The organism is Stenotrophomonas sp. Steno-Z10-BAI, from assembly GCF_056393115.1.
Genome location: NZ_JBWJOZ010000005.1, coordinates 143,391 through 163,325, shown reverse-complemented (window position 1 = coordinate 163,325; position 19,935 = coordinate 143,391). Strand labels below are relative to the sequence as shown.

The 19,935-nt window shown below is 67.8% G+C and carries 15 protein-coding genes; 9 read left to right on the top strand and 6 right to left on the bottom strand.

Annotation, left to right across the window (positions count from 1 at the left end; all coding sequences use genetic code 11):
- Window positions 1–9 precede the first annotated feature (9 nt).
- The 6 genes from AC06E9_RS13950 (at window position 10) to AC06E9_RS13925 (ending at window position 10,735) form a co-directional block, all read left to right on the top strand.
- Window positions 10–3,135, top strand: coding sequence for an efflux RND transporter permease subunit (locus AC06E9_RS13950; protein ID WP_478056241.1), 3,126 nt, complete (start codon window positions 10–12; stop codon window positions 3,133–3,135).
- Between the two features lie 242 nt (window positions 3,136–3,377).
- Window positions 3,378–5,480, top strand: a complete 2,103-nt coding sequence (locus AC06E9_RS13945; RefSeq protein ID WP_226956564.1) for a TonB-dependent siderophore receptor — start codon at window positions 3,378–3,380, stop codon at window positions 5,478–5,480.
- A gap of 158 nt (window positions 5,481–5,638) precedes the next feature.
- On the top strand, window positions 5,639–7,816 hold the full coding sequence (yccS, locus tag AC06E9_RS13940) for a YccS family putative transporter (RefSeq protein WP_121040579.1): 2,178 nt from the start codon (window positions 5,639–5,641) through the stop codon (window positions 7,814–7,816).
- A gap of 139 nt (window positions 7,817–7,955) precedes the next feature.
- Entirely contained in the window at window positions 7,956–9,845 is a 1,890-nt protein-coding gene (locus AC06E9_RS13935; protein WP_478056240.1) for an MFS transporter, read from the top strand.
- Between the two features lie 111 nt (window positions 9,846–9,956).
- Window positions 9,957–10,316, top strand: a complete 360-nt coding sequence (locus AC06E9_RS13930) for a CD225/dispanin family protein (RefSeq protein ID WP_121040583.1) — start codon at window positions 9,957–9,959, stop codon at window positions 10,314–10,316.
- The gene (locus AC06E9_RS13925; protein WP_121040585.1) at window positions 10,316–10,735 is read left to right on the top strand and encodes a DUF2752 domain-containing protein; all 420 of its coding nucleotides are present in this window, start codon (window positions 10,316–10,318) and stop codon (window positions 10,733–10,735) included. The genes AC06E9_RS13930 and AC06E9_RS13925 overlap by 1 nt, the downstream gene beginning before the upstream one ends.
- A gap of 9 nt (window positions 10,736–10,744) precedes the next feature.
- Here the strand turns inward: AC06E9_RS13925 and ampE are convergent, their stop codons facing one another.
- The 5 genes from ampE to AC06E9_RS13900 all read right to left on the bottom strand — a co-directional run bounded on the left by ampE (window position 10,745) and on the right by AC06E9_RS13900 (window position 14,393).
- Entirely contained in the window at window positions 10,745–11,638 is an 894-nt protein-coding gene (gene ampE, locus AC06E9_RS13920; RefSeq protein WP_478049991.1) for a regulatory signaling modulator protein AmpE, read from the bottom strand.
- 120 nt (window positions 11,639–11,758) lie between these two features.
- On the bottom strand, window positions 11,759–12,664 hold the full coding sequence (gene nudC, locus AC06E9_RS13915) for an NAD(+) diphosphatase (protein WP_478056239.1): 906 nt from the start codon (window positions 12,662–12,664) through the stop codon (window positions 11,759–11,761).
- Window positions 12,665–12,733: 69 nt separating this feature from the next.
- On the bottom strand, window positions 12,734–13,123 hold the full coding sequence (gene erpA, locus AC06E9_RS13910; protein ID WP_019185327.1) for an iron-sulfur cluster insertion protein ErpA: 390 nt from the start codon (window positions 13,121–13,123) through the stop codon (window positions 12,734–12,736).
- Between the two features lie 54 nt (window positions 13,124–13,177).
- Window positions 13,178–13,639: a bactofilin family protein gene (locus AC06E9_RS13905; RefSeq protein WP_121040591.1), complete on the bottom strand. Its 462-nt coding sequence runs from the start codon at window positions 13,637–13,639 to the stop codon at window positions 13,178–13,180.
- A gap of 4 nt (window positions 13,640–13,643) precedes the next feature.
- On the bottom strand, window positions 13,644–14,393 hold the full coding sequence (locus AC06E9_RS13900; protein ID WP_121040594.1) for a DUF6776 family protein: 750 nt from the start codon (window positions 14,391–14,393) through the stop codon (window positions 13,644–13,646).
- 181 nt (window positions 14,394–14,574) lie between these two features.
- Here AC06E9_RS13900 and AC06E9_RS13895 point away from each other — a divergent pair, with 181 nt between their 5' ends.
- From AC06E9_RS13895 to AC06E9_RS13885, 3 genes are read left to right on the top strand one after another with little or no spacing between them, the layout of a single operon-like run.
- The gene (locus tag AC06E9_RS13895) at window positions 14,575–15,201 is read left to right on the top strand and encodes a DUF4126 domain-containing protein (RefSeq protein WP_478056238.1); all 627 of its coding nucleotides are present in this window, start codon (window positions 14,575–14,577) and stop codon (window positions 15,199–15,201) included.
- 57 nt (window positions 15,202–15,258) lie between these two features.
- Window positions 15,259–17,118, top strand: coding sequence for an EAL domain-containing protein (locus AC06E9_RS13890; protein ID WP_121040598.1), 1,860 nt, complete (start codon window positions 15,259–15,261; stop codon window positions 17,116–17,118).
- 2 nt (window positions 17,119–17,120) lie between these two features.
- The gene (locus tag AC06E9_RS13885; RefSeq protein ID WP_478056237.1) at window positions 17,121–19,436 is read left to right on the top strand and encodes an ATP-binding protein; all 2,316 of its coding nucleotides are present in this window, start codon (window positions 17,121–17,123) and stop codon (window positions 19,434–19,436) included.
- Between the two features lies 1 nt (window position 19,437).
- Here the strand turns inward: AC06E9_RS13885 and bfr are convergent, their stop codons facing one another.
- Entirely contained in the window at window positions 19,438–19,908 is a 471-nt protein-coding gene (bfr, locus tag AC06E9_RS13880) for a bacterioferritin (RefSeq protein WP_121040602.1), read from the bottom strand.
- Window positions 19,909–19,935: the final 27 nt, after the last annotated feature.

Genomic DNA, 19,935 nt, shown 5'->3' with positions numbered 1-19,935 from the left:
AGGCGTTCGATGAACATCTCCGGCCCGTTCATCCGCCGCCCGATCGGCACCGCCCTGCTGGCCATCGGCCTGTTCGTGGTCGGCGTGATCTGCTACCTGCAGCTGGGCGTGTCGGCACTGCCGAACATCCAGATCCCGGTGATCTTCGTGCACGCCAACCAGGCCGGCGCGGATGCCACGACCATGGCTTCCACGGTGACCGCGCCGCTGGAACGCCACCTCGGCCAGCTGCCGGGCATCGACCGCATGCGCTCGTCCAGCTCGGAAGGCAGCTCGCTGGTCTTCATGATCTTCCAGAGCGACCGCGACATCGATTCGGCCGCGCTGGATGTGCAGACCGCGATCAACTCGGCCCAGGCCGACCTGCCCGCCGGGCTGGGCACGCCGATGTTCCAGAAGGCGAACCCGAACGATGACCCGGTCATCGCGATCGCGCTGACCTCGGAAACGCAGTCGGCTGATGATCTCTACAACGTCGCTGATTCGCTGCTGGCCCAGCGCCTGCGCCAGATCACCGGCGTGTCCTCGGTGGATATCGCCGGTGCTTCCACGCCGGCCGTGCGCGTGGACGTCAACCTGCGCCTGATGAACGCCCTCGGCCTGACCGCCGATGACCTGCGCAACGCGGTGCGCGCGGCCAACGTGACCTCGCCGACCGGCTTCCTCACCGATGGCAACACCACCACCGCGATCATCGCCAACGACTCGGTGGCGCGCGCAGCCGACTTCGCCCAGCTCGTCATCAAGACCGCCGACAACGGCCGCGTGATCCGCCTGCAGGACATCGCCAACGTCTACGACGGGCAGCAGGATGCCTACCAAGCCGCGTGGTTCAACCACAAACCGGCGGTGGTGATGTACGTGTTCACCCGCGCCGGTGCCAACATCGTGGAAACCGTGGACCGGGTGAAGGCGCAGATCCCGACCCTGCGCGACTACCTGGAACCGGGCACCACGCTCACCCCCTATTTCGACCGCACCCCGACCATCCGCTCCTCGCTGCATGAAGTGCAGATCACCCTGCTGATCGCACTGGCGATGGTGGTGCTGACCATGGCGCTGTTCCTGCGCCGGCTGGCACCGACCCTGATCGCGGCAGTGACCGTGCCGCTGTCGCTGGCCGGTGCGGCACTGGTGATGTACGTGCTGGGCTTCACCCTGAACAACCTGAGCCTGCTGGCGCTGGTGATCGCGATCGGCTTCGTGGTCGATGATGCGATCGTGGTGATCGAGAACATCATGCGCCACCTCGACGAGGGCATGACGCGCATGCAGGCCGCCGTCACCGGTGCGCGCGAGATCGGTTTCACCATCGTCTCGATCACCGCCTCGCTGGTGGCGGTGTTCATCCCGCTGCTGTTCGCCAAGGGCATGATGGGCGCGTTCTTCCGCGAGTTCACCGTCACCCTGGTGGCGGCCATCGTGGTCTCGATGGTCATCTCGCTCACCCTGACCCCGGCGCTGTGCAGCCGCTTCCTGAGCGCGCATGCCGACGCCGGCGCACCCAGTCGCTTCGGCCGCCTGCTCGATGCCGGCCACGACCGCATGCTGCGGATCTACGTGAAGCTGCTGGACTTCTCGCTGCGCCACGCGCTGCTGCTGTCGCTGACCCCGCTGCTGCTGATCGGCGCGACCATCTTCCTGTTCGGCGCGGTCAAGAAGGGCGCGTTCCCGCCCCAGGACACCGGCCTGATCTGGGGCCGCGCGAACTCCAGCGCCACGGTCTCCTTCGACGACATGGTCAACCGCCAGCGGCGCATCACCGACATGCTGATGGCCGACCCGGCGGTGAAGACCGTGGGCGTGCGCCTGGGCAGTGGCCGCCAGGGCTCCAGCGCGCAGTTCAACGTTGAACTGAAATCACGCAAGGACGGGCGCCGCGAAACCACCGCTCAGGCCCTGGCGCGCCTGAGCGCCAAGGCGGACCGCTACCCCGATCTGCAGCTGCGCCTGCGTGCCATCCAGGATCTGCCCAGCAATGACGGCGGGGGGGCCAGCCAGGGCGCGCAGTACCGCGTCTCGCTGCAGGGCAACGACCTGGCCCAGCTGCAGGAATGGCTGCCCAAACTGCAGGCCGCGCTGAAGAAGAACCCGAAGCTGGCCGACGTCGGCACCGACGTGGACAGCGCCGGCCTGCGCCAGAACATCGTGATCGACCGCGCCAAGGCCGCTCGCCTGGGTGTGTCGGTCGGTGCCATCGATGGCGCGCTTTACGGCGCCTTCGGCCAGCGCCAGATCTCCACGATCTACTCGGACATCAACCAGTACAGCGTGGTGGTCAACGCCCTGCCCGAGCAGACCGCGACACCGGGCGCGCTGGACCAGATCTACGTGCGGGCCGGCAATGGCGAGATGGTGCCGATCACAGCGGTCGCCGAACAGGTGCCAGGGTTGGCGCCGTCGCAGATCACCCACGAAAACCAGTACACCACGATGGACCTGAGCTACAACCTCGCCCCCGGCACCAGCATGGGCGAGGCCAAGGCGATCATCGACAGCACGGTCAATGGCATGCGCATGCCTGGCGACATCCGCCTGGCCGAGGATGCCGGGTTCGGTTTCGATTCGGACCCGATGGCGATGCTGATCCTGGTGATGGCGGCCATCATCACCGTCTACCTGGTGCTGGGCATGCTGTATGAAAGCCTGATCCACCCGGTCACCATCCTGTCCACGCTGCCGGCGGCGGGCGTGGGCGCGCTGCTGGCGCTGTATGGCACCAACACCGAGCTGTCGGTGATCTCGATGATCGCGCTGGTGCTGCTGATCGGCATCGTCAAGAAGAACGCGATCATGATGATCGACTTCGCGGTGGTGGCGCAGCGCGAGCATGGCAAGACGCCGCTGGAAGCCGCACGCGAAGCCAGCATCGTGCGCTTCCGCCCGATCATGATGACCAGCATGGTGGCGATCCTGGCCGCGGTGCCGCTGGCGATCGGGCTGGGCGAAGGCTCCGAACTGCGCCGCCCGCTGGGCATCGCGATGATCGGCGGCCTGCTGTTCTCGCAGAGCCTGACCCTGCTCAGCACCCCGGCGCTGTACGTGATCTTCTCGTGCCTGCGCGAGCGCTGGGTGGCTCGCCGGGCGCGGCGCCGTGAGAAGCGAGCGTTGAAACGGGCCGCTGCCGCGCGATGAAGGCAGTGCGTCTGCAGTGAGTGGCCCCTGCGCGGCGGGGTACCGACCGTGGGTCGGCATCCCGCCGGATTGACGCCTCCGGCCCAAAGGAGAACAATTCGCATCAGCCACGGTCCTTGCACTGCCCCCCGCGATGCCCCGCTGCCGCTGACGCGGCACGCCTGACGACTCAGCCACCCCTCTATTTCCGCCTTCTTCTGATCGCGGACGGTGTGCTGCTGTCCGCGGAGGACCCCCACAACATGCGCCAGTCTGTGTCTTCGCTCCCGGCCGTGGTGCCGGGCCGCCGTGCCCTGCGCCCGGCCCTGCTCGCTCTTTCCCTGGCCGCGGCCTGCACCGCCCACGCCCAGTCCGCACCGGATGGCGGCGTCCGGACGCGCTCGGCCACCGACCTGGATGCGATCAAGGTCACCGCCGAACGCACCCATACCGACACCGGCGCCCTGGGCGACCGTGCCGTGCGCGATACCCCCTTCGCGATCTCGGTGGTCGGCCGCGAGGACATCGAGAAGCGCCAGGTGGTCTCGCTTGGCGAGGCCTTCCTCACCGATCCGTCCGTGGTCACCCAGGTCAGCGCCTACGCCAGCGGCTGGAGCTCGCCGATCCGCAACCGCGGCATCGATCTGAGTTACGACAGCTACCGCGTCAACGGCCTGCAGGTCTCTTCGTGGGGCACCGAGTGGCCGCTGGAAGTGATGGAGCAGGTGGAACTGCTGAAGGGTCCCGGTGGCTTCATGTATGGCTTCGGCCAGCCCGGCGGCATCGTCAACTACGTGACCAGGAAGCCGACCGAGGTCACCACGCTGTCGGCGCAGCTCGGCTGGCGCGAGGCGGGCATCGTCAGCGGCCAGGTCGATGTGGGCGGGCGCTTCGGCAACGAAGACATGTTCGGCTACCGCTTCAATGCGTACCAGGAGAAAGGCGAGACCTTCAACGGCGGCGAGGTGAACCGCAAGGTCGGCGCGCTGTCGCTGGATGCACGCCTGAGCGACCGCCTCACCTGGACCTTCGACGGCGTGTTCCAGTCGCGCGATCTCAGCAACGAATCCCCGCAGTACTACTTCATCGGCCTGACCGAGCTGCCGCGCCCGCTGGCCGGCGACATCGACAACAGCATCGACGGCAGCTACTACGACACCCGCTCCAGCCTGCTCTCCACCGCGTTGAACTGGCAGATCAACAGCGACTGGAAGGCCAGCCTGAGCTATGGCGTGACCACCTCCTGGAATGACGTCAACAAGATCTTCGCCTACATCGATGACGTCAACGGCGACTACGACATCAACACCTACGAGCTCGGCGGCAAGAGCGAGTGGAAGCTGGCCCAGGCCATCGTGCAGGGCCGCTTCCAGACCGGCCCGCTGTCGCACCAGGTCGTTGCCGGCGTCTCCCACCAGACGGGCCTGGGCTGGGACCGCCCGTACGAATGGAACACGCTCGGCCGCGGCAACATCTATCAGCGTCCGACGCTGCGCCATGATGCGGTCGGCTCACGCGTGCTCAGCCGCGGCAGCGAAACCGTGCAGCAGGCGGTGTTCGTGAGCGACACCGTCAGCTTCGCCGATGGCTGGTCGCTGCTGGCCGGCGCGCGCTACAACGACTTCGAAAACAAGGGCGCGTACCACACCTATCCGGTCACCCCGACCTACGCCCTGATGTACAAGCCGACCGATGCCGTGACGCTGTATGCCAGCTACGTCGAATCGCTGGAAGCCGGCAGCCGCGTGGGCAGCGATTACATCAACGCCGGCGACGTGCTCGACCCCACCATCAGCAAGCAGTACGAGATCGGCGCCAAGATCGAGTACCCGCGCTGGAGCGCCAATGCGGCCGCCTTCCGATTGGAGCGCGGCGCCAACATCGACCTGATCACGTCCGCCGGCAAGCTGCTGGTGCAGGACGGCATCACCCTGTACGAAGGCGTGGAAGTCAGTGGCGATGTGCGCCTGACCGATGCCTTCACCCTCGGTGGCGGCGTGACCTGGCTGGACCCGACCTACGACAAACTCTCGCCGGGCAGCGCCAGCCAGGAAGGCAACCGCACCGCCGGCGCGGCCCGCTGGCAGGGCGTGCTGCACGCCGACTACAGCATCCCGCAGATCGAGGGCCTGAGCGTGTACGCACTGGCCCGCTACTACGGCGACGTCTACTACGACGCCGACAACACGCTCAAGCTGCCCGACTACACGCTGGTCAACGCCGGCGTGGGCTACCGCATGCAGGCCGCCGGCCACCCCGTCACCTGGCGCGCCGGCGTGGAGAACCTGGCCAACAAAAAGTACTGGTCCAACGCAGGCGTGGGCCTGCCGCGCACCTTCGCGGTCAGCGTGCGGTTCGATATGTAAGCCGGATGCATGCGGGTAGTGCCGGCCGCTGGCCGGCTCCTCGGCATTGTCGGAAGCCGGCCAGCGGCCGGCACTACCAGCGCCATTCCAACCCACGTAAAGGTGTCCCCTTCACCCCGCTCCGGCAATAATGGCGGCCTGCCTTCCGCCGAGTCGCCATGCCTTCGTTCGAAACCCGCGTCAGCCGCCTGTGGGCGCATGAAAAGGCCAGCTATGGCCTGCGGGTGTTCATCGCGTTGTCCGCGGCGATGGGGCTGTGCTGGTACCTGGACCAGCTGACCGCGCTGCCCGGCGTGTTCCTGGGCATCATCGCCAGCGCGATCGCCGAGACCGACGACAACTGGTGGGGCCGGATCAAATCGGTGGCGCTGTCGCTGCTGTGCTTCGTCGCCGCTGCCGCAGCGGTGGTGCTGCTGTTCCCGCATCCGTGGTGGTTCATCACCGCATTGGCGGTAGCGACCTTCGGGCTGACCCTGCTCGGCGCGCTCGGCGAGCGCTATGCCTCGATCGCGCAGGCCACGGTGACGTTGGCCATCTACACCATGATCGGGCTGGAGCAGCACGGCGCGGCCGATCTGTCCCAGGCGATCAATGCGGTCAGTCACCTGCTGGCCGGTGCGGTCTGGTACGCGTTGCTCTCGATCCTGTGGACCGCCCTGTTCGCCAATCGCCCCGTGCGCGAGCGGGTGGCGCGCCTGTATCTGGAACTGGGCCGTTACCTGCAGCTCAAGGCCGATCTGTTCGAACCGGTCCGCGATGCGGACGTGCAGAAGCGCCAGCTCGCCCTGGCCGAGCAGAACCGGCGCGTGGTGGAGGCCCTGAACATCGCCAAGACCGCGATCCTGGCGCGCTTTGGCCGCTCCGGCCGGCCCGGCGTGCAGTCTGGCCTGTACCTGCGCCTGTATTACATGGCCCAGGACTTCCATGAGCGTGCCAGTTCCTCGCACTATCCCTACGGCGCGCTCACCGAAGCGTTCTTCCACAGTGACGTGCTGTACCGCTGCCAGCGCCTGCTCGCGCTGCAGGGGGAGGCCTGTGCCAACCTCGGCCAGGCGATCCGCCTGCGCCAGCCGTTCCAGTACGGCGAGCGCACCAAGCAGGCCACCGCGGACCTGACCGATTCGCTCACCTGGCTGCGCGCCCAGCACAACCCGCAGTGGCAGCGTCTGCTGGCCTCGCTGGAACTGCTCGGCCACAACCTGCAGAGCATCGAACGTCGCCTGTCCGAGGCCGAGAAGTCCGAGTCCACCCTGGACAACGTCGATACCCGCCTGCGCGATACCAACCCGCACACCCTGCGCGAGATGGGCGTGCGCATCCGCCAGCAGCTCACGCCCGGCTCGGTGCTGTTCCGGCATGGCCTGCGCATGGCGCTGGCGCTGATCGTCGGTTTCGCCGCGATCCGGCTGTTCAACGCCCAGAACGGCTCGTGGGTACTGCTCACCATCGTGTTCGTGTGCCGCCCACACTTCGGTGCGACCCGCCAGCGGTTGGCGCAACGGATCGCCGGCACGCTGATCGGTCTGGTGCTGACCTGGGCGTTGATGCAGCTGTTCCAGGACCTGCGCATCGAACTGCTGATCGCGCTGCTCTCGGCACTGCTGTTCTTCTTCACCCGCAGCGATCGCTACCTGGTGGCCTCGGCGGCGATCACGGTGATGGCGCTGACCTGCTTCAACCTGATCGGCGATGGCTTCCTGCTGATCTGGCCGCGGCTGGTGGATACGCTGCTGGGCTGCGCGATCGCCGCGGCGGCCGCCTTCCTGATCCTGCCCGACTGGCAGGGCCGGCGACTGAACCTGGTGATGGCGCGTGTGCTCGACAACTGCGCCAAGTACCTGCACGCCGTGCTCGGCCAGTACGGCAGCGGCATGCAGGACGACCTGGCGTACCGTATCGCGCGCCGTGACATGCACAACGCCGATGCGGCGCTGTCCACTGCGTTGTCGAACATGCTGCGCGAGCCTGGTCACGTGCGCCGCAATCTGGATGCCGGCTTCCGCTTCCTGGCGCTGTCCAACACCCTGCTCGGCCATCTCTCCGCACTGGGCGCCCACCGCACCCAGCTGGACAGCTACGGCCAGGATCCGCTCGCGCTGTCTGGCGGCGAACGGGTGCAGCAGGCGATGCAGCAGATCGCGCGCGCGCTGGAGCAGCGCGAACCGGTGGCCGAAGACGCCAACGAGGGCGACCGGGCCCTGGCCGAGCAGCTGGAGCAGATCCCGGACGACATGCCGCCCAAGCTGCAGCTGATCCGCACCCAGATGGGGCTGATGCTGCGCCTGCTGCCCAAGCTGCGCGGTGCCGCCAACGAGGCCGCGCGCACGCTGGGGTAGGTATCGACCGTTGGTCGCTACGGATGTTGAACGTCTTACGACCCACGGTCGTGAGCGACCGCCCCGGGGCGGTGCGCCCCGCTGCCATGCTGCGCCAACAGGGAGAATGCTAGGCTGCGCCGGTTCGCAAGGAGTCTCCATGTCCGGCCATAGTCAGTTCGCTCTGCTCAGGCAACGTCGTTTCCTGCCGTTTTTCATCGTCCAGTCGCTGGGCGCGTTCAACGACAACGTCTACCGCCAGGCAATCATCGCGCTGCTGTTCTTCCTCGGCACGCCGATCGAAGAGCGCTCGCTGTATACCAACCTGGCGCCGGCGATCTTCATCCTGCCGTACTTCCTGTTCTCGGCGCTGGCCGGGCAGATCGCGGAGAAGCTGGAGAAATCGCGGCTGATCGTGATCACCACGACCATGGAAATCGCGATCATGTCGCTGGCCGCACTCGGTTTCCTGACCGAGAGCATGCCGGTACTGCTGGTCGCGCTGTTCTGCACCGGCATGCAGTCCACCCTGTTCGGGCCGGTGAAGTACTCGGTGCTGCCCTCGATCCTCAAGCCCGAGGAGCTGACCGGCGGCAATGGCCTGGTCGAGATGGGCACCTCGCTGTCGATCCTCACCGGGATGATCGCCGGGGGCCTGATCTTCGCGCTGTCCGGCAGCCATGGCCCGATCGTCGCCGCGACCGCCGTGATCGTACTGGCCGTGGCGGGCAACCTCACCGCGCGGATGATCCCGAAGGTCGATGCCGGCGCGCCGGATCTGAAGATCAACTGGAATCCGCTGCCCGAGTCGCTGGCGGTGCTGCGCATGGCCAAGAAGCAGAAGGCCGTGCGCAACGCGATTCTCGGCGTGTCCTGGTTCTGGTTCGTGGGCACCATGCTGACCTCACAGCTGCCGACCTATGCCGAGGTCAACCTCGGTGGCGGCTCCCTGCTCTACATCTTCGCGCTGGCGCTGTTCTCGCTGGGTACCGGCACCGGTTCGCTGCTGTGCGAAAAGCTGTCCGGGCGCACCGTGGAAATCGGCCTGGTGCCGCTGGGCGCGTTCGGCATGACCGCCTTCATGCTCGACCTGTACTTCGCCCGCGTCGGCGAAGCCGCCGCGGCCGGGCTGTCGATCTGGCAGTTCGTGCAGGCCCCGGGCAGCGCGCGCATCATCATCGATCTGATCGGCATCGGCCTGTTCACCGGCTTCTTCGTGGTGCCGTTGTTCGCCCTGATCCAGAGCCGCACGGCCAAATCGGAAATGTCGCGCGTGTTCGCCGCGCTCAACATCCAGAACTCCGGCTTCATCGTGCTGGCGGCGGGGCTGGGCCTGCTCACCCAGCGCGTGCTGGACTGGACCATCCCGCAGCTGTTCCTGGCCCTGGCGATCGCCAATGCCGTGGTGTCGATCTACATCTTCACGATCGTGCCCGAGTTCCTGATGCGCTTCCTCAGCTGGGTGATGGTGCGCGCGCTGTACCGGCTGCGTGCGCACGGCATCGAAGCCAACGTGCCGGACGAGGGAGCGGCACTGATCGTATGCAACCACGTCAGCTACATGGACGCGCTGATCCTGTCGGCGACCCTTCCGCGCCCCGTGCGCTTCGTCATGTACTACAAGATCTTCAACATCCCGGTGATGCGCTGGATCTTCCGCACCGCCAAGGCGATCCCGATTGCCGGCGCACGTGAGGATCCGGCGTTGATGCAGGCCGCGTTCGATGAGGTGGACAAGGCGCTGGCCGAGGGCGAGCTGGTCTGCATTTTCCCCGAGGGCGCGTTGACCCGCGATGGGCAGATGGGCGCGTTCAAATCGGGCGTGGAGAACATCCTGGCGCGTCGCCCGGTACCGGTGGTGCCGATGGCGCTGCGCGGAATGTGGTCGAGCATGTGGAGCCGCCGCGACACGCGCCTGGGCCGCATGCGTGTGCCACGCCGTTTCCGCGCGCATGTCGAGGTCGTCGCATCTGCGCCGATCGCCGGCGAGGTCGCCACCGCGCCGATGCTGGAAACCCAGGTCAGGCAACTTCGCGGCGATCAGGCATGAGCCCCGCCCTGCCTGCATGTAACCGTATACATAGAGGCAGGCACATCGGTTAGATTACCGCCCGGGACACCTCGTACGCACCCACCCACCCAAGCAAATGGAGTTTCGCTGATGAATGCCACCGCCCCCCTGCCGCCCGCCCCGGGCAGCATCCCGAACCACCTGATCTGGTCGATCGTCGTCACCATCCTGGCGTTCTTCGTGTGCTGCCTGTCGTGCCTGAGCTTCCCGGGCATCGTCACCGGTGTGGTCGCAATCGTGTTCGCCAGCAAGGTCAACGGCCTGCTCAACCAGGGCGACCTGGAAGGCGCACGTCGTGCCTCCAAGAACGCCAAGATCTGGGCCTGGGTCACCACCGGCTTCCTGATCGCCGGCGTGGTGCTGTTCGTGATCTCGCTGGCCTTCATGGGCGTGGACGGTTACATGGAACAGATGCAGCAGTTCCAGCAGCAGATCGAAAGCGCCAGCTGATGATCGCGCTGCACGGCAGGCGCTGGTTGCTGGCGGCGTTGCCGCCGGCCGCATTGGCGGCCGGTGCGGGGGTCTGGATGCTGCGGCACTACGACCCCAACAGCGCCAGCAGTCCGTTCCCGCCGTGCAGCTTTCTGGCGGTCACCGGGTATTACTGCATCGGCTGCGGGCTGACGCGTGCATTGCACGCGCTGGCCCACGGCGATGTGGTCACCGCGTTCTCGATGAATCCGCTGGCCATGCTGATGCTGGCCATCGCCCCGCTGGTACTTGGTTGGGCACTGGGCTGGCGGCCACGCGCGCTGCAGCCGTTGATCACGCTGCTGATGAAGCCCGCCTTCTGGCTGATCCTGCTGCCCGCGTACTGGATCGCACGCAACCTGCCATGGGTGCCGTTTACCTGGTTGGCGCCGGGCTGAGCCGGACCGCTAGGTGACCCAACCGGCGATCACCAGCAGCGCCAGCACCGCCATCCACAGCAGCAGCATGCGCCACACCAGGCTCATCGCATCGCGCAGCTCCGGCAGACGACGCCACACCGGCACCATCCCCGCATCACTGTAATCGTGCGCATCCTCGCGCAGCTCGGCGCTCACGCTTGCCCGCGCGACCGCACCGAGGAAGTGTGTCGAGGCCGACCACTGATTGCCGTGCGCCTCGCGCCAGGCCTTGAACGCGGTATCGAAATTGCCGACCAGCGCCATCGACAGCGACATCAGCTGCGCGACCGGCCACTCCAGCCAGGCCAGCACGCCGCGCGCACCGGCGACCGCTTCCACGCTGGCCAGCGAGCGCATCGGGCCAACCGCCAGCAAGGCCAGCAGGCGATACAGCAGCGCGCCGACCGGGCCCAGCAGCAGGAACCAGAACAGCACGGCGAACCAGCGCCTCAGCGCGTTGAGCACGGTTGCTTCGACCAGCGAGGGGACGTCTTCCTGCAGGCTGCCACCGGCGGACTGCAACTGCGCGATCGCCAGGTGGCGTGCGTGGGGGTCATCGGCGTCGATCACCGCCTCGACATCGCGGTCCAGGTCGCGCGGGCCCCAGCACATCACCAGCACCAGCACGCCCAACAACAGCGACGGCAGGCCGTAGACGCGGTCATCGAACAGCCACTGCAGCAGGCCCAGCGCTGCCACGAACGGCAGCACCGCCAGCCAGGCGCCCTTGCGGCCGCGCCAGACCCCGTCTTCGGCGGCGTGCCGGCCCAGCCACTGCAGCCAGCGCCGGTACAGGCCGAAACGCCGCAGCGCGACGGCCGCGCCCGGCGCGACATGGCCCAGGGCCAAGGCAACCAGCACGGCGACCAGGGTGGTGAACATGTAAGCCTCCGGCTCGGGACGTGGGACGCGCCGCTACTATGCCTTGCGGCCCGGCAATTCCCCGGGCCGTTGGTAATGTACCGCGCCGCGTGTTCAGCCTGCGGCAACGGCAGGCGACGGTCAGGCGATCTGCTGGCGGTACCAGTGCTCGATCAGGCTGCGCGAGATCGAGATCGGCGGGGACAGGCGGATGCCTTCGCCGTCATCCTCGACATCCCGGGCCAGGGCGGCGCCCACTTCCTCGGCGGTGAACCAGCGCGCATCTTCCAGCTCGCCGTTCACGGTCGGTACGTCGTCTTCGGCCGTGGCGGCGAAGCCCAGCATCAGCGCGCCCGGGAACGGCCATGGCTGGGTGCCCAGGTAGCGGCACTCGCGCACGCGCACCCGGCTCTCCTCGAAGACCTCACGGACCACGGTCTGCTCCAGGGATTCACCCGGCTCGACGAAGCCGGCCAACACCGAATAACGGCGCGGGGCCCAGTTCGCCTGGCGGCCGAGCAGCAGCCGGCCCTGGTTCTCCACGGCCACGATCACCGCCGGATCGACCCGGGGGTAGTGTTCGGTGGCGCACTGGCCACACCGGCCGACGAAGCCGCCGCGGCTGAAGGTCACCGCGCCGCCGCACACCCCGCAGAAGCGGGTGCGCGACTGCCAGTAGGACATGCCCCGGGCGTAACAGAAGGCGGTGGAATCGGCGATGGACCAGGTCGCGGCGGACTGGCGCAGGTCGACCCGCTGCGGCGCCGTCACCGACAGCCCGGCGGCCTCCATCGAGAACCACGCCTGCTCGCCGCGCAGGCCGAGGAAGATCGCGGTGCCCGGGCCACCGCCCAGATCCGCGCCGGTCAGCGGCAGCGGCTGACCATCGTGGGCGGCCAGCGCGGTGCCGTCCTGGTCGAGCACCAATACACGCGCGTCCGGCCACAGGCGCAACAACGCATCGGCGTCATCGCGCAGGGTATCGGCGCGCTCCAGCGGCTCGCTGACGAAAGCGAAACCGGAAAGCTGCGAAGAGAATTTGGACATCGCAAGAGCCTGCCCACATTCGGCGGGACTGGCAAGCGGCAACCGACCATCAGGCCGGTTGCGCGCACATCACATGCTGAAACTGCTGCCGCAGCCGCAGGTGGTCTTGGCGTTCGGATTGCGGATCACGAACTGCGCGCCGGTCAGGCTTTCGGTGTAATCCACCTCGGCGCCCATCAGGTACTGCAGGCTCAACGGATCGACCAGCAGCGTGACGCCGGCGGTATCCACCGCCAGATCGTCCTCGGCGCGGTTCTCATCGAACTCGAACCCGTACTGGAAGCCGGAACAACCGCCGCCTTCGATGTAGACGCGCAGGGCGAGGGCAGCGTTGCCCTCATCCTGGATCAGCTCCTTGACCTTGGCCGCAGCGGCTTCGGTGAAGTTCAGCGGACGGTCCAGGGACTGGTAGTTCGGCGCGGCGGCGGGAGCGCCGGGCAGGGAAACAAGCGTGCTCATGCCCCCAGCATGGGGGTGCATGAGCACGGTTTCAAGTTGTCGCGCGGGCGCGATTCAGGCCATCGCCTCGGCCAGCTTCTTGCGGGCCGCAGTGTCCTTGCCCTTGCCCTGGTCCGCATCCCCGGACGGCGGCGGCAGGGCCATCTGCGCCGAGGTATGGATCAGGCGGCCGGTCAGCTGGGCGCCGGCGTGCATTTCCACCACCTGGTAATGGATGTTGCCGGTCACGCGGGCGCTCGGGGTCAGTTCGACCCGCTCGGTGGCGTGCACATCGCCATCCAGGCGGCCGCTGATGACCACCACCTGGGCGCGGATCTCGCCCTCGATGGCACCGTGCTCGGCCACCGTCAGGGTGGCATTGCTGGCGCCGTCCTGGGCGATCACCTTGCCCTGGATGGTGCCTTCCACATACAGGCCACCGCTGAATTCCACGTCCCCGCGGATCACCACCTGCGCGCCGATCAGCGCGTCCACGACCAGATGTCCGTCGCGGTTGGATTTGTTGCTGCCAAACATGGGCTTACTCCCCTTCTTTTGCCGATGCCGCCGGTGCTCCGGCCTGCTTCCAATCGAATACCTGGGTGGCGCCCCCCGCGCCCGATCCCAGCGTGACCCGCACACGTTGCGGGGTGAAGCCTGGTGGCAGCATCACGCTGCCGGTGAGCTGCTGGAAATACCGGAAGGAATAGTCCTGGCCCGGTACCTTGGTGCGCTGGTGCAGCTCGTCCCAGCTGACCGAGGTCAGCTTGCCGTCCTTGACGCCTTCCACCGTGAAGCGCATCTGCCCCTGGCTGATCGCCCCGCGGTTCAGGTTCTGGGTCAGCACCACGGCGTACTGCCAGGTGCCGCCGGTCTCCGGCGAGAACTCCACCGAATGGGTGTTCAGCCCCTTGCGCTGGCTGGTCGCTCCGACCAGGCGCTCATAGAAGGCCACGTCGGCGCGCAGGCCGGCGATTTCTTCATCGCGCTCGCCCAGCGAGGTCTGGACTTCGTTGTTGGCGGCGCGGCTGATGCGGTCGGAGGCCTGCAGGGTCGCCTGGCGCTGCTGCAGTTCGATGAGCTGCTGCTGGAGGCGCTCGTTGCGGGTCTCGGCCGCCTTGAGCTGGGTGCCGACGTCACCGCCGGGCGAGCCCAGCCAGGCGCCAAGCAGCACGGCAAGGATCAGCGACAGCAGCCAGGCCCCGCCCAGCACCAGCAGGCGCTTGCGGTCCTGCACGGGCGGCGCGCCCGGCCGGCGGATCTGGATGCGGGAAGGTGTGGGTTTATTCATGGCAGTCCTGGGCGACCGCGCCTGCCGGCGCTGTCGCAACGGCCCCTGTCTGGAACGACGGGCTAGTGTAAGTCAGGGGAAAGACCTTGTCCGCGCAGGGCCGGGATCGAGGCAGTGGCGTTCATGGACGTCATCCCCGATAGTGTGCGCCTGTGCACATTCTGTAGCCGGAGCGCGTGCCATGACCGAAGCCCACCTGTTCGTGATCGGCATCCTGCTGGCCTGGCTGGCCGGCATCCGCGTGTACCTGACCGTGTTCGGCGTCGGCCTGGCCGGCCTGCTCGGCTGGGTCGACCTGCCGCCCGCGCTGCAGGCCACGGAGTCCTGGTGGGTGCTGGGCACCTCGGCCGTGCTGGCCATCGCCGAATTCTTCGCCGACAAGATCCCCGGGGTCGACTCGGTCTGGGATCTGGTCCAGACCCTGGCCCGGGTCCCGGCTGGTGCGTTCCTGGCCGCCGCCACGCTCTCGCCCAGCGGCGAGCTCAGCGGCACCGCGCTGGTGGCCGGCGCCGGCGTCGCGCTGGCCAGCCACGGGCTCAAATCCGGTACCCGCGCCCTGCTCAACACCTCGCCCGAACCGGCCAGCAACTGGATCGCCTCCGCCGCCGAAGACACCGTGGTGGTCGGCGGGCTCGCGCTCGCGCTGGCGCACCCATGGCTGGCGCTGATCCTGGTGGTGGCGTGCAGCCTGATCGGCGCGTTGATCGTCTGGATGATCTGGCGGACGCTGTGGAAGGGCATGCGCTGGTTGATGCGGCAGACCGACAGTGGTCAGACGCAGGTCAAACCGGGAACCCTGCCACGGTGAGGCGTGCCCTGCCTTCGGGTGTTCATCGCATAATTGCGGCGCAGACTGGGAGTACTGATGGCCGTTCACGACAACGTTGTTGCATCCGCCCGCGCCGTGCGCGCTGAAACGCCGCCGGCCGACCACTGGCAGCGCTGGCAACGCCAGGGCTCACCCGCACCCGTGATGCACAGCAATGTCGTCGCACTGACGCCGGCGCCGGCCAGCCCGCCGCCCCTGCTCCCCCCGATGCACGCCGAGACCGGCAGCCTGCCGCCGGCCGCCATCGACGCTGCGTACCGCGTGCTGATCGTCGAAGACGACCGCTCGCAGGCCCTCTTCGCGCAAAGCGTGCTGCACGGCGCCGGCATGCAGGCGCTGGTGCACAGCGATGCCGAGGGGGTGCAGCAGGCCATCGCCGAGCATCGCCCCGATCTGATCCTGATGGACCTGCACCTGCCCGGGCTGGATGGGATGCGGCTGACCGCACTGATCCGCCAGCAACCCGGCCAGCAGCTGCTGCCCATCGTGTTCCTCAGTGGCGACCCGGATCCGGAGCGCCAGTTCGAGGTGCTCGACAGCGGCGCCGATGATTTCCTCAGCAAGCCGATCCGCCCGCGCCACCTGATCGCCGCCGTCTCCAACCGGATCCGCCGCGCACGTGCGCAGGCCGCCTCGCAGGCGGGCAACGGCAGCGCACCGGCGATGAACAACCCCGAGACCGGCCTGCCGACCCGCCATCATGTGATGCAACAGCTCGGCGCCTCGCTGGCGCACCGCGATCAGGGCGGTCTGTTCTTCATCGAGATCGCCAGCGCGCTGGGCCTGCGCGAGCGCTACGGCTATGCCGCGTTCGAACGGCTGATGACCCAGGCCGGCCAGCGGCTGGCCGATGCCGCCCAGCCCCACCTGCTGGCACGCTTGAACGACAACAGCTTCCTGGTGCTGGCCCGCGGGGCCGACGAGGCCACGCTGGATGCGATGGCGCATGCCCTGCGCGAGCAGTTGTCCACGCGCGCGTTCGTGATCCGCGATGACGAATCCGTGCACCTGCGCGGCGTGGTCGGTCATGCCCAGCTCTCGCCGGGCTTCTCCGATGCGGGCAGCGCACTGGAAGCGGTCGAACGCACCACCCTGCAGGCCCGCCTGCTGACCGCGGGCGTGGCCGCCTACGTGCGCCGCGAAGATGTGGCCGCGCAGGAACACCTGGCGTTGCTTGAAGGGCAGCTGGAACTGGCCTACCAGCCGATCGTCGCCGTGGCCGGTGGCAACACCGCGCAGTACCAGGTGCTGCTGCGGCTGCGCCAGGCCGATGGCAGCGTGCTGGCCGCCGGGCAGGTGATCCCGGCCGCCGAAGCGGCCGGGCGCATCGCCGATCTGGACCAGCAGGTGCTCGACCATGCGCTGGGGCTGCTGGATCTGTATCGCCACGCCGCGCAGCCGTTGCACCTGTTCGTCTCGCAGTCGCTGCGCACACTGGCCCGTGATGCCTTCGGTGACTGGCTGCTGGAATCGCTGGCGAGCCGGCAGATCGACGGCAGCGCGCTGGTCATCGACGTGCGTCTGCCCGATGCCCTGATCCACACCGTCACCCTGCAGCAGTTCTGCACGCGCATGCATGCGGCCGGCGTGCGCTTCTGCCTGAGCCAGTTCGAGCCGGGCGATGAGGCCAATGCATTGATGGCGCAGCTGCCGCTGGCCTATGTGCGCATGGCCGCGCGCTTCTCCAACAGCCACACCAACCAGCACACGCGCGACGAACTGCGCGCGGCGATCGACCTGGCGCACCGCGCCGGGCTGCGCATCATCGGCCAGCAGATCGAAGACCCGCAGGCCGCGGCCGCGATGTGGATCGGCGGGGTCGATTTCATCCAGGGCAACATGGTCCAGTCCGCCGGCAGCGAACTGAACTTCGACTTCCAGAACTCGGTGCTCTGAGCATGGGACGCCACGGACGGCCAGCCCCCTCCTCCACCCCGGCCTCGCTGTGGATCAGCGCTGCGGCGGCCGCCCTGTGTGCCACTGCCGCGGTGATGGCGCGCATCGGTGCCAATGGGCCATGGATCGACATTGCCGCCGGCACCGGCGTGCTGGCACTGATCGCCGGCATCCAGGCGGTACGCCGCTGGCGTGACGCGCAGGACCAGCTGGAGAGGCTGCAGCGGGGCAATGAGGCGCTGGTGCTCGAGCGCGATCAGCTGCAGCAGCGCCGTCAGCAGCAGAACCAGCTGGAACAGGAACTGCTCAGCGCCAAGCAGGCCGCCGAAGCCGCGGCGATGGCCAAGGGTGAGTTCCTGGCCACCATGAGCCACGAGATCCGCACGCCGCTCAACGGCATCCTGCCGATGCTCGATCTGATCGCGCGCGGCCAGCTCGGCAGTGACCAGCGCCAGATGCTGCAGACCGCCGCGACCAGCTCACAGCAGCTGCTGAGGATCGTCGATGACATCCTCGATTACTCCCGGCTCGAGGCCAAGGGCCTGAACCTGGAGATCACCACGTTCAACCTGCGCGAGCTGCTCGAAGGGCTGGTGCAGTTGATGCAGCGCGCCGCCGATCCGAAAGGCCTGCAGCTCTTGCTCGAACTCGACCCGGCGGTACGCCTGTCCGTCCGTGGCGACCCGGTGCGCCTGCGCCAGGTGCTGAGCAACCTGCTGGTCAACGCGATCAAGTTCACCGAGCGTGGCCAGATCCGGCTGCGCGTGCAGCGCCAGGGCGAGACCAACGCGCAGCACCAGCTGCGGTTCGAGATCGCCGACAGCGGGATCGGCATCGACGACGCCCTGCAGGCGCGCCTGTTCCAATCCTTCAGCCAGGCCGATGCCTCGACCACGCGCCTGTATGGCGGCACCGGGCTGGGCCTGGCCATCTGCAAGCGCATCATCGACCTGATGCATGGCCGCATCGGCGTGCAGTCCACCGTGGGGCGCGGCGCTACGTTCTGGTTCGAGATTCCGCTGCTCAAGGTGATCGGTGATCTGCCTGCCGTCGGCAACACGCGGCGCGCCCTGCTGATCACCCGCGATGCGGTGCTCGCCCAGCGCATCGAGCGGGTGACCCAGCTCCATGATCTGCGCCTGCACACCGTGGAGACCAGCGCCGAAGCGATCGACGCCCTTCGCGCCCCACAGCGCCCCGGTATCGACCCGGCCCTGGCCTGGGTGATCGCCGACACTGACGGCCTGCGCCATGGCACCCAGGCATTGCAGAAGGCGGTGGCCGGGAACGAACAGCATCCCGCTGCGCAGCTGCTGTGGCTGTATGGCGATGAGGCGCCCGCGCCCGAGGCGCTTGGCCCGGGACCCGCCCTGTCGCGGCAGGGCGCTGACAGTGAACTGCACGCGCTGCTGCGCCCGGTGGTGCCCAGCGCGCGCCCGGCCGCGCTGCTGGCCGAGGTGGAGTACGCAGGCTCGCCCACGGCACTGCCGCAGTTCCCGCTGCGCGTGCTCCTGGTGGAAGACAACAGCGTCAACCTGCTGGTCGCGCAGCGGCTGCTGCAGGTGCTGGGCTGCGAGGTGGAGACCGCCACCGAGGGCGAGCAGGCACTGGAGGCACTGCACGCCCGGCCGTTCGATGTGGTGCTGATGGATTGCCAGATGCCGGTGCTGGATGGCTACGACGCCACCCGCCGCTGGCGCGCGCACGAGGCCACACGGGGCGCGGCACGGCTGCCGATCGTGGCGATGACCGCCAATGCGATGGCGGGCGACCGCGAGCGCTGCCTGCAGGCCGGCATGGACGATTACCTGTCCAAACCGATCCACCGCGAAACACTCCAGGCCGTGCTGGCTCGCTGGGGAAGCGTGATGGCCGACGACCCGGCCGTGCAGCCACCGTCCCTGCCCGAGCAGCTGCCTTCACCGCCCGCGGCGCCGCCAGCACGCGACGAGGCGCCGGCCCCGGTGCTTGATCAGGATGTGCTGGATGAACTGCTGGAGGTCATTGGTCCCGATACCGCGCGCATCATCGGCGTGTTCCTGGATGACACGCCACCGTTGATACGCCAGCTGCAGGACGCCTCGGTCGCAGCGGACCTGGACCAGCTGCGCGCGTTGGCGCACAGCCTCAAGTCGGCCAGCGCCAATGTGGGTGCGATGGCCCTGTCGGCAGCGGCCTGGCGGATCGAGCACGATGCCCGCGCCGGCACGCTGGAGCGCCCCGCCGTGGCGGTGGCGCTGTTGATCGCCGAGTTCGCGCGTGCACGGATCGCGCTGGCCGGCTATCACGCCCGCCTGCGCGCCCCGCTGCAGGGCTGACTCAGTCTTCGATCTTGGTCAGCAGGTAGTTCGGTTCGCCGATGCGCTCGATCAGATCCAGCTGGGTTTCCAGCCAGTCGATGTGCTCTTCCTCGGACGCGAGGATTTTCACGAACAGCTGGCGGCTGACGTAATCGCCGATCGAATCGGCATACGCAACAGCCTCGCGCAGCGTGACCACGCCGTCGCGTTCCAGGCTGAGGTCGCACTGCAGGATCTCGGCCGGGTTCTCGCCGATGCGCAGCTTGCCCAGTGCCTGGAAGTTCGGCAGGCCTTCGAGGAAGAGGATGCGGTCGGACAGGATGTCCGCATGCTTCATCTCTTCGATCGATTCCTTGTATTCGTGATCGGCGAGTTCCTTCAGGCCCCAGTTCTTCAGCATCTTGGCGTGCAGGAAGTACTGGTTGATCGCGGTCAGCTCGTTGTAGAGGACCTTGTTGAGGAATTCGATGACTTTGGCGTCGCCCTTCATGAGCGTGCTCCTGCTGCGTGGAATCGC

What these genes read in the sequence shown, in the direction of transcription:
- AC06E9_RS13890 (WP_121040598.1), top strand. Translation starts at nt 15,259, where the DNA reads ATGGCCGTTCACGACAACGTTGTTGCATCCGCCCGCGCCGTGCGCGCT.
- AC06E9_RS13930 (WP_121040583.1), top strand. Translation starts at nt 9,957, where the DNA reads ATGAATGCCACCGCCCCCCTGCCGCCCGCCCCGGGCAGCATCCCGAAC.
- bfr (WP_121040602.1), bottom strand. Translation starts at nt 19,908, where the DNA reads ATGAAGGGCGACGCCAAAGTCATCGAATTCCTCAACAAGGTCCTCTAC.
- yccS (WP_121040579.1), top strand. Translation starts at nt 5,639, where the DNA reads ATGCCTTCGTTCGAAACCCGCGTCAGCCGCCTGTGGGCGCATGAAAAG.
- AC06E9_RS13885 (WP_478056237.1), top strand. Translation starts at nt 17,121, where the DNA reads ATGGGACGCCACGGACGGCCAGCCCCCTCCTCCACCCCGGCCTCGCTG.
- AC06E9_RS13935 (WP_478056240.1), top strand. Translation starts at nt 7,956, where the DNA reads ATGTCCGGCCATAGTCAGTTCGCTCTGCTCAGGCAACGTCGTTTCCTG.
- AC06E9_RS13925 (WP_121040585.1), top strand. Translation starts at nt 10,316, where the DNA reads ATGATCGCGCTGCACGGCAGGCGCTGGTTGCTGGCGGCGTTGCCGCCG.
- AC06E9_RS13905 (WP_121040591.1), bottom strand. Translation starts at nt 13,639, where the DNA reads ATGTTTGGCAGCAACAAATCCAACCGCGACGGACATCTGGTCGTGGAC.
- erpA (WP_019185327.1), bottom strand. Translation starts at nt 13,123, where the DNA reads ATGAGCACGCTTGTTTCCCTGCCCGGCGCTCCCGCCGCCGCGCCGAAC.
- AC06E9_RS13895 (WP_478056238.1), top strand. Translation starts at nt 14,575, where the DNA reads ATGACCGAAGCCCACCTGTTCGTGATCGGCATCCTGCTGGCCTGGCTG.
- nudC (WP_478056239.1), bottom strand. Translation starts at nt 12,664, where the DNA reads ATGTCCAAATTCTCTTCGCAGCTTTCCGGTTTCGCTTTCGTCAGCGAG.
- AC06E9_RS13950 (WP_478056241.1), top strand. Translation starts at nt 10, where the DNA reads ATGAACATCTCCGGCCCGTTCATCCGCCGCCCGATCGGCACCGCCCTG.
- AC06E9_RS13900 (WP_121040594.1), bottom strand. Translation starts at nt 14,393, where the DNA reads ATGAATAAACCCACACCTTCCCGCATCCAGATCCGCCGGCCGGGCGCG.
- AC06E9_RS13945 (WP_226956564.1), top strand. Translation starts at nt 3,378, where the DNA reads ATGCGCCAGTCTGTGTCTTCGCTCCCGGCCGTGGTGCCGGGCCGCCGT.
- ampE (WP_478049991.1), bottom strand. Translation starts at nt 11,638, where the DNA reads ATGTTCACCACCCTGGTCGCCGTGCTGGTTGCCTTGGCCCTGGGCCAT.